Raw genomic sequence first — 15,489 nt, 5'->3', positions numbered from 1 at the left:
GAATTCAGTTCCGAAACATCAAAGAGGGGCTTCGGCCAAGCCTAGCGCCCCCGGACCGGCAGGACAACCCGCTCAGCGGCAGGTTGTCCTCCGGGTACTGGCCAGATCAGGCTGCGGCGAGAGCCGGCGCACGCTTGCGCTGGATGAGCATGGCGATTACCGCCAGCGCGATACCGGCCAGATCCGTCCACAAACCACCCTCGATGGTCAGCAGGGCTGCGGCCACCAGTAACAACCGTACCAGAACCGGGGCGGACGACCGTGCGAACCAGCCCAGCACACCGGCAGACAGCAGGTACACGCCAAAGGTAGCGGTAATCAGCGCCCGTCCGATTTCGAACCACCCTCCTTCCATCAACAGCGCACTGTTGTAGAAGAACATGAAGGGCACGATGAACGCCGCAATGCCGATACGGAACGACGCCACCGATGTCGACATGGCGTTGGCACCGGAAATACCCGCCGCCGCATAGGACGCCAGTGCCACAGGCGGCGTGATGGCCGAGACCACGGCAAAGTAGAATACAAAGAAGTGCGCCGTCAGCGGCTCAATCCCCAACTGCACCAGGCCCGGAGCCACGACCGAAGCTGCAACGGCATAAGCTGCGGTGGTCGGCATGCCCATGCCCAGCAGAATGGAAATAAACATGGCAAACACCAGAGCCAGCAGATGACTGTGGGCCGCCACATCCAGCAACAGCACTGAGAACCGAGCGCCAACGCCGGTGAGTGAGATCACACCCACAATGACACCGGCGGCCGCACAGACCACGATGATCTGAATCGACATATAGGCCGCTATCTCAAACGCATGCAGAATCTGCCGCAGGCCCATCTTGTTGGGGGAAATCCAGCTGACCACCGCCGCGGAAATCGTGGCCAGAGTACCGGCACGAATCACCGAGTAGCCCTGGAACAACGCCACGATCAGAATGATGATGGGCACAAACAGGTATACCTGGCGCAGCATCAGGCGCAAATTGGGCAGCTCGTCTTCGCGCATGCCGCGCATCCCCAGCTTCTTGGCCTCGAAATCGACCATGAAGTAGACCGAGGCAAAGTACAGAATCGCCGGAATAATCGCCGCAATGGCAATTTCGGTATAGGGAATACCGGTAATCTCCGCCATGATGAAGGCGCCCGCACCCATGATCGGCGGCATGATCTGCCCGCCCGTAGACGCTGCTGCTTCAACCGCGCCGGCGGATTCCTTGCTGTAGCCAACCCGCTTCATCAAGGGGATGGTCAGGGAACCGGTGGATACCACGTTCCCGGCACTGGTGCCGTTAATCATACCCATCAGGCCAGAGGCGAAAATGGAGACTTTGGCGGGACCACCCCGGGACCGGCCAGCCGCCGCAAAAGCGAAATTCACAAAGTAGTCACCTACCTTCGACGCCTGCAAAAACGCGGCAAAGATAATGAACAGGATAATGTAGGTCGAAGACACCGCCGTGGTCGGCCCGAGAATACCCGCATCGGTATAGACCTGGCTGAAGAAGCGCTGCACCGACAGCCCGGGATACCCCAGAAAGCCCGGAAGGTAGGGGCCGGCGAAGACGTAGGCCAGAAAGACCAGTGCAATCACCACCAGAGCCATACCGGCTACCCGGCGGGTAAGCTCCATAATCAGCGCGGTACCGGCCACAGCGGCAAAAGAAATACCCACGGGGGCGAACGCGGTGCCGGTGGTCATCCGCATGGAGGTGTTGAACACCACCAGCAGGTAGGCAGCAGCCGCCACAGAGCAGATGATGAGAACCAGATCCGGCACGCTGAACCGGGCACGATCGCGCTGGTGGAACCAGCTCATGACAATACCCACACCGGAAGCCGCCAGCAGCGGCCAGCCAAAATGCCAGGTTTCCAGCTCGGCGGGAATCCGCAGGGTACCACCCAGAATCATCTGGTGAAAGGCGTAAGTCTGGTACAGCGCATAGAGCGCTGGAATCAGTGCGACTGCTGCAAACCAGGTGGTCCAGCGATGCCGCGCAGCACCTTCTTCACTGGAAACGAAGCGGGCACCGGCAAACAGGATAAAGCCCAACACCAGGGCACCGGCCACGTGCACAATACGGAACGACCAGGTTTCCATGGGCGACACGTTCAGGGTGTAGAGGTGAAACGCCGAATAGGCAATGGCCAGCAACACCACGAACTTCAGCAAAATACCGGTGTACAGGCGACGGTTCGCCTCTACCGGTTCTTCATCCACATTGTGGGCCAATACATGGTCTTCATTGACCGTCAGGTTTTCTGCCAGCTGCGTTTCGCCGCCGGCATGGGATTGTTCTTTGGTCATGATAAGTCCTGCCTGTCTGAGAGGCGGTGAATCGGTATCGACCGGATGCCGAAGGGTCGTCAGGCGACCCTTCGGCCTGGTTCATTACTGCTTGATGGCCGCGTCTTCGATGGGATAGCCGTTCTCGTTGAACCAGCGTGCTGCACCCGGATGCCAGGGCAGTACCTTGTTCTTGGTGTAGTTCTCGGGAACGGAGTGGCGCGCTGCCTTGTGGATCGACACCATCTTGTCGTTGTTCTCCATGGTCAGCTTGGTGATTTCATACACAAAGCTTTCCGGCATATCGCAGTTCACCATGGCGAAGTTCCACATGGAGACCACTCGGGATGGAGCGTCCAGGGACTGGTAGGTGCTGGCCGGAATGACGAACTCCGACACCGGGAAGTTATCGACGATCTTCTTGGCTTCATCATCGTTCATGCCGATCACGTTAACGTCGGTCTGGACTTCCAGCTGGCTGACCGCCGGAATGGGAATACCGGCCGCAAAGGCCACCACATCAATCAGACCATCCTGAAGCTGGCCACCGAGGTCTGACCAGCTGCCGTTACGACGCTCGAACTTGACGCCCAGCGTTTCCATCATGCGCGGGAAGTAGGTATCCGAGGTGGAGCCGGCCGGCCCGAAACCAATGGTGGCACCGTCCGGAATCTCGGAGATGCTGGTAATACCGGAGCTGGAAAGCGTGGCAATGGAGAACGGGGTTTCATACATCGGGAACATGGCACACACGTTGTCCATCTTCATGCCCGGGGCCAGCGGGCTCTCGCCTTCCATGGACTCACGGGCCGGGCCCATGGTGGTCAGGCCAAACTTCAGGTCTCCGGTGTGAACCAGCGCCATGTTCTGAACCGGGCCGCCGGTGATTTCAGCACCACCAGACACCCCCAGATTCTCCGCCACAAAGTTCGCCCAGCCGGAGCCATAGGCAAAGTAGGTGCCGCCCTGGCTTGCCGTGCCAACGGTAAAGCTCTCGGGCCAGCCGGCACGATCCTGGGCAATCACAGGGCCAGCAACAACGGAGGAGGCGATCGCAGCCGCCAGAATGGTTTGAAGTTTCATAAGAAATGCTCCCGATTCATCTTGTTGGTTGGGTGCTGATGAGGCCTGCCCGGCCTCGCTGGGGGAGCTATCAGCAAGGGCCAGGCCAGTTAGTAAAAATACTTACAAAACAATAAATTGATTTCTTATTAGACAAATAGACGAAGAACATTGGGTGGCTAACCACCCACAGCAAAGCTAATAATGGGTGGATATTCACCCATGATATTTTCGGGAGAACCAATGTCAGACTCGGAGCAATTCGCCAGCGATAATTACAGCGGTATCTGCCCCCAGGCCTGGAACGCCATGGAACAGGCCAACCAGAAGGACGAACCTGCCTACGGCGAAGACACCTGGACAGCCAAAGCGGCAGACCAACTACGCGAAGTATTTGATACCGACTGCGACGTTTACTTCGTGTTCAATGGCACAGCCGCAAACTCCCTCGCTCTGGCGTCCATCGGGCAATCCTTCCACAGCGTGATCTGCCACGAACTGGCCCACATTGAGACCGATGAATGCGGCGGCCCCGAATACGCCTCCAACGGGGCAAAACTGTTGCTGGGTACAGGTGCCAACGGCAAGCTGACCCCGGAAAGCGTGGAACACCTTGTCACCAAACGCAGCGATATTCACTATCCCAAACCCAAGGCACTGAGCATCACCCAGGCGACAGAAGTGGGTACCCTTTACTCCCCAGAGGAACTCCGTGCGTTGCGCGCAGTGGCCGACCGCCATAGCCTGAACATTCATATGGATGGCGCACGCTTTGCCAACGCGGTAGCGGCGCTGGACGTGCACCCTTCTGAAATCACCTGGAAAGCGGGTGTCGACGTGCTCTGTTTCTCCGGCACCAAGAATGGCCTGGCCCTGGGTGAAACGGTCATTTTCTTCAACCGTAAACTTGCCGAAGACTTTGAATGGCGCTGTAAACAGGCGGGGCAACTCGCCTCGAAGATGCGCTATATCTCAGCCCCCTGGTGCGGTCTGCTCACTGACGATACCTGGCTGAAAAATGCCAGACACGCCAATGCCTGTGCCGAACGGCTGGAGCACGGATTGCGCGGTATTGACGGCGTATCCCTGCGTTACCCCAGGCAGGCCAATGGTGTGTTTGTGGATTTACCGGAAACTACCCAGGCTGCGCTAAGAGCGAAAGGGTGGAAGTTCTACAACTTTATTGGCGGCTGTTCCCGGCTGATGTGCTCCTGGTCGACCTCGGAGGAGCAGGTAGATCGGTTTTTGCGGGATGTTCGGGAGTTTGCGGGGGTACCTGGGTAGAAGCGACAAGGCGCATACTATGTGAGCTGTTTGGCAAAGGTCAGCCTGTTCTAGGCTAAACGTAGTCCGTACCCAGCCCTCCCCACAATACAGCTTTCTTGCCGTTCAAGGCCTTGCTCCCTCTGCAGCGAAGCTAGGTGTATCAGCGCCATCCTTCACCAAGGATGTATCAAAGCACTCGGAAACTGATCACAAAGTCGGCACCCCCTCATGCTCCACAATACTCAAGCCTTTCCTGGGCAACGAACGATGAGTTTCATGCACCTTATCTCGTATACTACCCACCTCAAATTTGAGCCGACGGCGACTTACTAACCGGATTTAAACAGGAAAACTGAATGACAAGCACCCAACAACGCGCAGCCCTGCAACGCCAGATATGGGCGATCGCTAACGACGTACGTGGTTCTGTCGACGGCTGGGACTTCAAGCAGTATGTGCTGGGCACCCTGTTTTACCGCTTTATCAGCGAGAATTTTGCCAGTTATATCGAGGCCGATGACGACAGCATCAACTACGCAGAGCTGCCCGACAGCGTCATCACCCCAGACATCAAAGACGATGCCATCAAAACCAAGGGGTACTTCATTTACCCCAGCCAGCTGTTCGTCAATATTGCCAAGGGTGCCAACAACAACGAAAGCCTGAATACCGACCTCGCGGCTATCTTTGCTGCCATCGAAGCCTCCGCTAACGGCTACCCATCGGAGGGCGACATCAAGGGTCTTTTTGCCGATTTTGACACCACCAGCAACCGACTCGGCAACACTGTTAAGGAAAAGAACTACCGCTTGGCGGCTGTGCTCAAAGGTGTAGCCGGCCTGGATTTTGGGAATTTTGACAGTGCCCATATCGATTTGTTTGGCGATGCCTACGAATTCCTGATTTCCAACTACGCAGCCAATGCAGGCAAGTCTGGTGGCGAGTTCTTTACCCCGCAGCATGTATCAAAACTGATTGCCCAGCTCGCCATGCACAAGCAAACCAGCGTGAACAAGATTTACGACCCCGCGTGCGGGTCCGGCTCGCTGCTGCTGCAAGCAAAGAAGCATTTCGATGCGCATATTATTGAAGAGGGCTTCTTCGGCCAGGAGATTAACCACACCACCTATAACCTGGCCCGCATGAACATGTTTTTGCATAACATCAACTATGACAAGTTCAACGTGCAGCTGGGTAACACCCTGACCGATCCACATTTTGGCGATGAAAAACCCTTTGACGCCATCGTCTCCAATCCGCCCTATTCGGTGAAATGGATCGGCAGCGACGACCCTACCCTAATTAACGATGACCGCTTTGCCCCGGCCGGGGTGCTGGCCCCTAAATCCAAAGCCGACTTTGCCTTTGTTCTGCACGCGCTCAGCTATCTATCGGCCAAAGGCCGCGCAGCCATCGTCTGCTTCCCTGGCATTTTCTACCGGGGCGGTGCCGAAAAGAAAATCCGCCAGTATCTGGTAGACAACAACTACGTAGAATCGGTGATCTCACTCGCCCCCAACCTGTTTTATGGCACCACCATCGCGGTCACCATCCTGGTGTTGTCCAAACACAAAACTGACACAACCACCCAGTTCATTGATGCCAGCGGCGAGGCGTATTTCAAAAAAGAAACCAATACCAACCTCCTGACCGATCAGCATGTTGAAGACATCATGCGCGCGTTCGACCGCAAGGAAAACATTGAGCATTTTGCGCGCTCCGTGCCGTTTGAAGAGATCGCCGCCAATGACTACAACTTGTCAGTCACCAGCTACGTAGAAGCCAAAGACACCCGCGAGCAGATCGACATTACCCAGCTCAATGCTCAGCTAAAAACCACAGTGGCCAGAATCGACCAACTGCGCACCGAGATTGATGCCATTGTGGCGGAGATTGAAGGTGAGGAGCTGTAGGCATGAGCAATGTGAGATTTATGGACAAGCTGGACGATAGCGTTCATATGGACTGGGTATCCCTTGGTGCTGTAGCAGATATTGGCACCGGAAGCTCAAATCGCCAAGATAAGAGTGAAAATGGAATCTATCCATTCTATGTTCGTTCAAAGAACGTATTAAAGTCAGATACCTTTCAGTTTGATGAAGTGGCTATAGTCGTACCCGGCGAAGGCGGAATTGGTGAGATATTCCACTACGTGGAAGGGAAATATGCCCTACATCAGAGAGCATATAGAATTCGCGTTATATCAGGCATATTGAACACAAAGTTTCTCTATCACTTCATGTCATCAAATTTTAAGAAATACATTCTGGCAAAAAGTGTTGGAGCAACTGCAACCTCTATAAGGAAGCCCATGCTTGAGGGATTCCAGATTCCCATCCCATGTCCGGAAAATCCGAAAAAATCCCTTGAGATCCAGGCGGAAATCGTCCGAATTCTTGACGCATTTACCTCCCTTACCGCCGAGCTTACCGCCGAGCTTACCGCAAGAAAAAAGCAATACAACTACTATCGCGACAAGTTGTTGAGTTTCGAAGATGGAGAAGTAGCGTGGAAGCCGCTCGGAGAGATTGGAGAATTTATTCGGGGTAAACGCTTTACCAAAGCTGATTATGTAGATGACGGTATCAGCGCTATCCATTACGGTGAGATTTACACCCGGTACGGAGCATTCACGACTAGGGCACACTCCCAGGTCCGAAGTGATATGGCGAAGACACTTCGTTATGCGCTGCCTGGTGACGTGGTAATAACGGATGTGGGAGAGACCGTAGAGGACGTTGGTAAAGCCGTGGCATGGCTAGGCGATGGAAAAGTCGCTATTCACGACCACTGCTATGCTTTCCGGCATACAATGAACCCGAAGTACGTTTCTTACTGCATGCAAACCGCATCGTTTATTGCTGAGAAGGCGAAGCATGTGGCCAGAACCAAGGTCAATACACTGTTAATGACCGGCTTTTCGAAGGTTTCGATCCCTATCCCCTATCCGGATGATCTCGAGAAGTCACTTGACGAACAGGCTCGTATTGTATCGATTCTGGACAAATTCAACGCCCTTACCGACTCGATTTCCGAAGGCTTACCCCGAGAGATCGAGCTGCGGCAAAAGCAATATGAATACTATCGGGATCTTCTGCTGAGCTTCTCAAAACCGGAAGAGGTCGCGGCTTGATATGAGCAAGACCCTAACGGAAATAGCCCAACAGCTCAGAGGCGCCAATAAAAGGGTGCAGTTGATTTATGCCTTTAATGGCTCGGGGAAAACCCGCCTATCCCGGGAATTCAAACAACTGATTGCGCCAAAGAATGATGATGAAGATGTCACCAATAGTGAAGGTGAAAGTGCATTCTCAAGAAACAAAATCCTCTACTACAATGCGTTCACCGAGGACTTGTTCTATTGGGATAACGATCTGGACTCAGATGCAGAACCTAAGCTGAAAATTCAACCCAACTCTTTTACCGACTGGGTTTTGAAGGATCAGGGGCAGGATCTCAATATCGTCACAAACTTCCAACGTTATGCTAATCAGAAACTCACCCCGCATTTTAGCGCAGATTTTACAGAGGTGACTTTTTCACTTGAGCGTGGCGATAACGAACATTCCGGCAACCTGAAAATCTCCAAAGGTGAAGAGAGCAACTTTATCTGGAGCATTTTTTACACCCTGTTGGATCAGGTTATTACAATCCTCAACGTTGCTGAGCCCACTGAGCGTGAGACAAATCAGTTTGACCAGTTGGAATATGTCTTTATTGATGACCCAGTCAGCTCACTGGATGAAAATCATCTGATTGAGTTGGCCGTCAACTTGGCGGGCTTGATCAAATCCAGTCAGTCTGGGCTGAAGTTTATTATCACAACTCACAGCCCTCTTTTTTATAACGTGCTCCACAATGAACTTGGTTTGAACAAAAATGGTAAAAAAGAAGGCTGCTACCTGCTGGAACGTTTTGAGAATGGCAGCTACCTTCTGAACACCAAATATGGGGATTCCAACAAGAGCTTTTCCTACCATCTATATCTAAAACAGGTCCTTGAGCAGGCAGTCGCGGAAAACCAGGTACAAAGGTACCATTTTACGCTCTTACGTAACCTGTACGAGAAAACGGCGAGCTTTCTCGGTTATCCGAGATGGTCTGAACTCTTACCGGGTGACCAGCAGGCGTATTTGAACCGCATCATCCAGTTCTCCAGTCATTCAACCTTGTCAAATGACACGGTCACCGAGCCAACAGAGCCCGAGAAGCAGACTGTTAAGTTACTGCTTAATCACTTGAAGAATGAATATGGCTTTTGGAAGCAGGTCGAAGCCAATGACTGAACTCACTGACATTAAAGCATAAGGAAGGAACCCTGTGCCCAATCTAAGTCTGGAAGATCAAACCACAGAATTTCTGCTCTACACCGCACCCAACGGCAAGATAAAGGTAGAGGTGGTGCTCAGCAATGAGACCATCTGGCTGACTCAGGAAAGAATGGCGGAGCTGTTTGGTGTGCAGCGCCCGGCAATTACCAAGCACCTGAAGAACATTTTTGAAAGCGGAGAGTTAGAGGAATCAGTGGTATGTTCCATTTTGGAACATACCACTGAACACGGCGCTGTGGCCGGGAAAACCCAGACGAATAGGGTCAAATACTACAACCTGGATGCCGTGATTTCGGTTGGCTACCGGGTCAACTCGGCACAGGCCACACAGTTCCGTATCTGGGCGACGCAGCTGATCAAAGAGTACATCATCAAGGGCTTTGCCATGGATGATGAGCGCCTGAAAAATGGCCGCTACTTCGGTAAAGATTACTTCCGCGAATTACTGGAGCGGGTGCGCTCCATTCGAGCCAGTGAGCGGCGCATCTACCAGCAGATTACCGATATTTTTGCTGAATGCAGCATTGATTACGACCCCAGATCGAAAACCACCCAGTTGTTCTACGCCCACGTTCAGGACAAGTTCCATTACGCCATTACTGGCCACACCGCTGCAGAAATCATTTCACTCAAAGCCGATGCCAGTAAGCCTTTGATGGGCATGAGCACTTACAAAAACGCACCGGCTGGCCGGGTATTAAAGTCAGATTCTGTGGTCGCGAAGAATTATTTGAGCGAAACCGAAATCAAACAACTCGAACGGGCAGTCTCGGCTTTTTTCGACTATATCGAAGGCATCATCGAGCGGCGCAACAGTTTCACGATGGAAAGCTTTGCTGAAAGCGTCAACAAATTTCTTGCCTTCAATGAGTACCGGATTCTGGAAGGCTATGGCAACGTTAGCCGAAAGCAGGCCGAGCAAAAAGCTTATGCCGAATACGACAAGTTCAACAAGCAGCAACATATCGAATCAGACTTCGATCGCGAAGTGAAAAAGCTGCTTCAAAGAAAGGACGCGGATACGTGATTGACTACAAGGCCATTGCCGAAACCAATCAATTTATCGTTCTGGATAGATATACCAAGTGCGTTCAGCTCAGTGAAACCTATCAAAGTGAATACGACCTGGAACGGGAATTTATAGCCGACCTTGAAAACCAGGGGTATGAATATCTGCCAGACCTCAACTCCCCGGATGCACTGCTGGCCAATGTGCGCCAGCAACTGCAAACCCTGAACAAACTGCAGTTTTCCGAGAGCGAATGGCAGCGCTTTGTGGAAACTTTTCTTGACCGGCCCAGTGAAACCGTCATCGATAAAACCCGCAAAGTTCACGATGACTATATTCACGACTTTGTATTCGATGATGGCCGCATCCAGAACATTTACCTACTGGATAAAAAGAACGTTACCCGCAACAAGCTACAGGTCATCAAGCAATTTGAGCAAACTGGGAGCCATGCCAATCGCTATGATGTCACCATTCTGGTCAATGGATTGCCCATGGTGCAGGTGGAACTGAAACGGCGCGGTGTAGCCATTCGCGAGGCCTTTAACCAGGTGCACCGCTACAGCAAAGAGAGTTTTAACAGCGAGCATTCCCTGTTCAAGTTTCTCCAGCTATTTGTGATTTCCAATGGAACTGATACACGCTACTTTGCCAACACCACTCAGCGGGACAAGAACAACTTTGACTTCACCATGCATTGGGCAAAGGCCGACAACAGCCTGATCAAAGATTTGAAAGATTTCACCACCACCTTCTTTCAGAGAAACACTCTGCTGGAGGTGCTGTTGAAATACTCGGTGTTTGATGTCAGCAACACCCTTCTGGTAATGCGCCCGTACCAGATTGCCGCGACCGAACGCATCCTGTGGAAGATCAAAAGTTCCCATGCGAGCAAGAACTGGAGCAAGCCGGAAAGCGGCGGCTATGTCTGGCACACCACAGGCTCCGGCAAGACGTTGACCAGCTTCAAAGCAGCAAGGCTGGCCACCGAGCTGGACGTTATCGACAAGGTATTCTTTGTTGTGGACCGTAAAGACCTGGACTACCAGACCATGAAGGAGTACCAGCGGTTCTCCCCCGATAGCGTCAACGGCTCGGACAGCACCGCAGGGCTGAAGCGCAATCTAGACAAAGAAGATAACAAGATCGTCGTCACCACCATTCAAAAGCTCAATAACCTGATGAAGAGCGAAAACGACCTGCCAATATACACCAGGCAAGTCGTTTTTATTTTTGACGAATGCCACCGCAGCCAGTTTGGTGAAGCACAGAAAAACCTTAAGAAGAAGTTCAAGCGGTTCTATCAGTTCGGCTTTACCGGTACCCCCATTTTCCCCCAGAACGCTCTCGGTGCAGAAACCACCGCCAGCGTGTTTGGTCGTGAATTGCACTCCTATGTGATCACCGACGCCATTCGCGATGAAAAGGTGCTCAAGTTCAAGGTGGACTACAACGATGTGCGCCCCCAGTTCAAAGTCATTGAAACCGAGCAGGACGAAACAAAACTGACGGCAGCGGAAAATCGGCAGGCCTTGCTGCACCCCGAACGTATCCGGGAAGTGTCGCAGTACATTCTGAATCACTATCGACAGAAGACTCATCGCCTGCAACCGGGCGCCATGGGCTTTAATGCCATGTTTGCCGTCAGCAGCGTGGACGCCGCAAAGCTCTATTATGAATCTCTGAACCAACTTCAAGCCGAGAATGATAAACCGCTCAGGATTGCCACCATTTTTTCCTTTGCCGCCAACGAGGAACAGGATGCCATTGGCGATATTGCTGACGAGAGTTTTGAAGTCTCGGCTATGAACAGTAGCGCCAAGGAGTTTTTAAACGCCGCGATTGCCGACTACAACGCTTTATTCAAAACCAGCTTCAGTGTCGACAGCAACGGCTTCCAGAACTACTACCGCGATTTGGCCAAGCGCGTGAAATCCAGAGACATCGACCTGTTAATTGTAGTGGGCATGTTCCTGACCGGCTTTGATGCGCCAGTGCTCAACACCTTGTTCGTGGATAAGAACCTGCGCTACCATGGCCTGATCCAGGCCTTTTCGCGCACCAACCGGATTTATGACGCCACCAAAACCTTTGGCAATATCGTAACCTTCCGTGATCTGGAGAAGGCGACCATTGACGCCATCACCCTGTTTGGCGACAAGAACACCAAGAACGTAGTACTGGAGAAAAGCTACAAGGAATACATGGAAGGCTTCACCGATCTCGTTACCGGCGAAGCACGACGTGGCTTCATGACGGTGGTAGCAGAATTGGAACAGCGCTTTCCCGCCCCGGATGAGATTGTTAAAGAAAAGGACAGGAAGGCGTTTGCCAAGCTGTTCGGCGAGTACCTGCGCGTTGAAAACATACTGCAGAATTTCGATGAATTTGCCAGCCTGAAAGCCCTGCAAACGATTGATACTAGTGACCCTGCGGAAGTGGAAGCATTCAAGGCGAAACATTACCTGAGCGATGAAGATCTCGCCGTTTTGAAGAGCATACGATTACCCTCTGAGCGCAAGATTCAGGATTACCGCTCCACCTACAACGACATACGCGACTGGATTCGCCGAGAAAAGGCCGGCAACGATAACAACCAGTCCAGCATCGACTGGGATGATGTGGTCTTCGAGGTAGACCTGCTCAAGTCACAGGAAATCAATCTGGACTACATTCTGGAGCTGATCTTTGAGCACAACAAGAAAACCAAAAGCAAGTCAGACCTGATTGATGAAGTCCGCCGCCTGATTCGGGCCAGCCTGGGTAATAGAGCCAAGGAGAGTTTGGTGGTCGACTTTATTAACCAGGCAGATCTTGATGATATTCCTGACAAGGCCAGTGTCATTGACGCGTTCTTCACCTATGCAAGAGCTGAGCAACAGCGAGAAGCGCAGGCACTGATTACGGCCGAAAAGCTTAACGCGGAAGCGGCCAGGCGCTACATCGCCACGTCTTTGAAACGAGAGCATGCCAGCGACAATGGTACGGAGCTCAATAACATTCTGCCGAAAATGAGTCCGTTGAATCCGCAATACCTCACCAAGAAACAAAGCGTTTTTGAAAAAGTTTCGGCGTTTGTAGAGAAGTTCAAAGGCGTAGGCGGGCAGATCTAGAGCTCACCAACGCCCCTGCAAAGTCGCCACAATCTTACGACCACCGGCATGATTCCGGTGTTCGCAAAGGTAAATCCCCTGCCAGGTACCGAGTGCCAGATGGCCGTGGCTGATGGGAATGGTCAGCGACGGCCCGATGATCACGCTTTTTATGTGGGAGGTGGTGTCATCCGGGCCTTCCAGGGTGTGCTCGTAATAATCGGCGTGCTCCGGCACCATCACATTGAAGTGACGCTCCAGATCGCCACGCACGTCCGGGTCGGCGTTTTCATTGATGGCCAGGGAAGCGGAGGTGTGCTGAATGAACAGGTGCAGCAACCCCACCTCGCAGTTGGTCAGCTCCGGCGCCTGGACCAGGATCTCGTTGGTGACGAGATTGAAGCCCCGTGGCAACGGTGCTAACTCAATGATGTTCTGGTGCCAGATCATAGGTACTCCAACGTTCGGTTATTTCTGAAGTTCGTCCCAGGGGTGTACCGGCACCACGGCTTCCTCCGACACTTCGTTCTCGAAGGAACTGCGGAAGTAGTCCATGGCCTTTTCGGCCTCACCCAACTCATCAAACCGCGCCACGTGGTAGATCGCTTCGCCCTCATTCACCAAGGGCAGATTGTTCACGCAGATGACAATCCCGGAACAGGGCGAGGTGATGGCCACTTCAGTCTCGCCAAACGGATCGGCCACCATGGCCAGTCGTTGTCCCTTGCGAACCTTCTGGCCCAGCCGGGCCACCGGGCGCATGATGCCGTCGATATCTGCCCGGACCCACTGGGAATTGGCCGCTGTTTCCGAGCGCTTTTTCGGCGCCTTGGGGCCTTTCTTGGCGGGCACCATTTCCAGTTCCCGCATTACCCGGATCACACCTTTAACACCGCTGGCGATAACCACTTCATCAAAGCGCAGGGCTTCCCCGCCTTCAAAGGTGATCACCGGAATATCCAGCGAATCGGCATAGGCCCGCAGACTGCCTTCGCGCAGACCGGCATTGATGATGATAGGCGCACCAAAGGCTTCAGCCATGCGGGAAGTTTCCGGATTTTTCAGCTCGGCGCGGATCTGCGGCAGGTTGAACCGGTGAATGGCACCGGTATGCAGATCGATAATGTGGGTGACGCTTTCCATGATCTGGGTGCGTAACAGATAGGCAATACGGCCGCCCAGAGAGCCACTCTCAGAGCCCGGGAAACACCGGTTCAGATCCCGCCGGTCGGGCAGGTAACGGGTACGCTGCACAAACCCGAAAATGTTAACAATGGGGACTGCCACCAGGGTGCCCCGAAGGTGCCGCAGCGCGGAGTTCTTCAACACCCGGCGGATGATTTCAACACCGTTGATCTCATCGCCGTGGATGGCGCCACAGACCATCAATACCGGGCCGTCCCGGCGGCCGTGTACCACTTCCACCGGAATATGCAGCGGGGTATGGGTGTAGAGTTTTGCCACCGGGACTTCCACGGTCTCCCGGGTACCGGCTTTCACCTCTACGCCGGCAATCTCAAACGGAGCTCTGGCCATGCCTTCTTATCCCCTGCCCCGGGTTTTGGTTTTCCAGGGTTTATAGTTCTTTTCGGTCCAGTTGATGATCATGCCCGCCACGTTCTTTCCGGTGGCATTTTCAATACCCTCCAGGCCAGGCGAGGAATTCACTTCCATCACCAACGGACCCCGGCTGGAACGCAGCAGGTCCACGCCGGCGACGTTCAGGCCCATGGCTTTGGCGGCAGTAATGGCAGTTCGGCGCTCTTCCGGAGTAATTCTCACCAGCGAGGCGGTGCCACCGCGGTGCAGATTGGAGCGGAATTCGCCTTCAGCGCCCTGGCGTTTCATGGCAGCAATAACCTTGTCGCCGATCACAAAGCAGCGAATATCGGCGCCACCAGCTTCCTTGATGAACTCCTGCACCAGAATGTCGGCTTTCAGGCCCATAAAGGCTTCAATAACGCTTTCTGCCGCCTTACGGGTTTCCGCCAGCACCACGCCGATGCCCTGGGTACCCTGCAACAGCTTGATCACCACTGGCGCGCCACCCACCATCTTCAGCAACTCCGGCACGTTGTCAGGTTTATTGGCGAAACCGGTCACCGGCATACCCACGCCCTTGCGGGCCAGCAGCTGCAAAGAGCGCAGCTTATCCCGGGAACGGGTGATGGCAACCGATTCATTCACCGGAAACACGCCCATCATTTCAAACTGCCGGAGCACCGCGGTGCCGTAAAAGGTGACCGAGGCACCAATACGGGGGATCACCACATCAAAATCCTCCAGCACCTCTTCGTGATAGTGGATTTTCGGGTCGGCAGAGGTGATGTTCATGGAACAGTGCAGGCAGTCGATGACCTTCACTTCGTGGCCACGGTTAATGCCTTCCTCCACCAGACGCCGGGTCGAATACAGGTGACGGTTTCGCGACAGTACCGCAATTTTCAT

Annotated in this window: 11 protein-coding genes; 6 read left to right on the top strand and 5 right to left on the bottom strand. The window is 53.4% G+C overall.

Translation table 11 applies throughout. From position 1 onward, the window contains the following. Positions 1-106 precede the first annotated feature (106 nt). Together OZ656_RS06875 and OZ656_RS06870 are read right to left on the bottom strand one after the other, a co-directional pair. Entirely contained in the window at positions 107-2,302 is a 2,196-nt protein-coding gene (locus OZ656_RS06875; RefSeq protein WP_023011494.1) for a TRAP transporter fused permease subunit, read from the bottom strand. An 84-nt stretch (positions 2,303-2,386) separates the two neighbouring features. Further along, entirely contained in the window at positions 2,387-3,364 is a 978-nt protein-coding gene (locus tag OZ656_RS06870) for a TAXI family TRAP transporter solute-binding subunit (RefSeq protein ID WP_022991005.1), read from the bottom strand. Between the two features lie 222 nt (positions 3,365-3,586). Here OZ656_RS06870 and OZ656_RS06865 point away from each other — a divergent pair, with 222 nt between their 5' ends. The 6 genes from OZ656_RS06865 to OZ656_RS06840 all read left to right on the top strand — a co-directional run bounded on the left by OZ656_RS06865 (position 3,587) and on the right by OZ656_RS06840 (position 13,062). Further along, positions 3,587-4,627, top strand: a complete 1,041-nt coding sequence (locus OZ656_RS06865; protein ID WP_023011493.1) for a low specificity L-threonine aldolase — start codon at positions 3,587-3,589, stop codon at positions 4,625-4,627. A gap of 338 nt (positions 4,628-4,965) precedes the next feature. After that, a complete protein-coding gene (locus tag OZ656_RS06860; RefSeq protein ID WP_023011492.1) occupies positions 4,966-6,522 on the top strand; it encodes a type I restriction-modification system subunit M in 1,557 nt (518 codons plus the stop codon). A 2-nt stretch (positions 6,523-6,524) separates the two neighbouring features. After that, a complete protein-coding gene (locus tag OZ656_RS06855; RefSeq protein ID WP_023011491.1) occupies positions 6,525-7,742 on the top strand; it encodes a restriction endonuclease subunit S in 1,218 nt (405 codons plus the stop codon). Position 7,743: 1 nt separating this feature from the next. Further along, positions 7,744-8,895, top strand: coding sequence for an AAA family ATPase (locus tag OZ656_RS06850; protein ID WP_023011490.1), 1,152 nt, complete (start codon positions 7,744-7,746; stop codon positions 8,893-8,895). 34 nt (positions 8,896-8,929) lie between these two features. Beyond that, complete coding sequence (locus OZ656_RS06845) at positions 8,930-9,967, top strand: virulence RhuM family protein (protein WP_023011489.1); 1,038 nt, start codon at positions 8,930-8,932, stop codon at positions 9,965-9,967. Next, a complete protein-coding gene (locus OZ656_RS06840) occupies positions 9,964-13,062 on the top strand; it encodes a type I restriction endonuclease subunit R (RefSeq protein WP_023011488.1) in 3,099 nt (1,032 codons plus the stop codon). The genes OZ656_RS06845 and OZ656_RS06840 overlap by 4 nt, the downstream gene beginning before the upstream one ends. Positions 13,063-13,065: 3 nt before the next feature. On the opposite strand, the gene OZ656_RS06835 is transcribed toward OZ656_RS06840, so the two are convergent. From OZ656_RS06835 to rimK, 3 genes are read right to left on the bottom strand one after another with little or no spacing between them, the layout of a single operon-like run. Further along, positions 13,066-13,491: a secondary thiamine-phosphate synthase enzyme YjbQ gene (locus tag OZ656_RS06835; protein WP_023011487.1), complete on the bottom strand. Its 426-nt coding sequence runs from the start codon at positions 13,489-13,491 to the stop codon at positions 13,066-13,068. 18 nt (positions 13,492-13,509) lie between these two features. Further along, a complete protein-coding gene (locus OZ656_RS06830) occupies positions 13,510-14,577 on the bottom strand; it encodes a succinylglutamate desuccinylase/aspartoacylase family protein (RefSeq protein ID WP_113879854.1) in 1,068 nt (355 codons plus the stop codon). Between the two features lie 6 nt (positions 14,578-14,583). Then, positions 14,584-15,489: a 30S ribosomal protein S6--L-glutamate ligase gene (gene rimK, locus OZ656_RS06825; RefSeq protein WP_011785816.1), complete on the bottom strand. Its 906-nt coding sequence runs from the start codon at positions 15,487-15,489 to the stop codon at positions 14,584-14,586.

The sequence above is a fragment of the Marinobacter sp. LM1 genome (assembly GCF_042763285.1).
In the GTDB taxonomy this organism is placed as follows: domain Bacteria; phylum Pseudomonadota; class Gammaproteobacteria; order Pseudomonadales; family Oleiphilaceae; genus Marinobacter; species Marinobacter nauticus.
The sequence above is the reverse complement of the archived record's forward strand: the minus strand, read 5'-3'. Positions and strand labels throughout refer to the sequence as shown.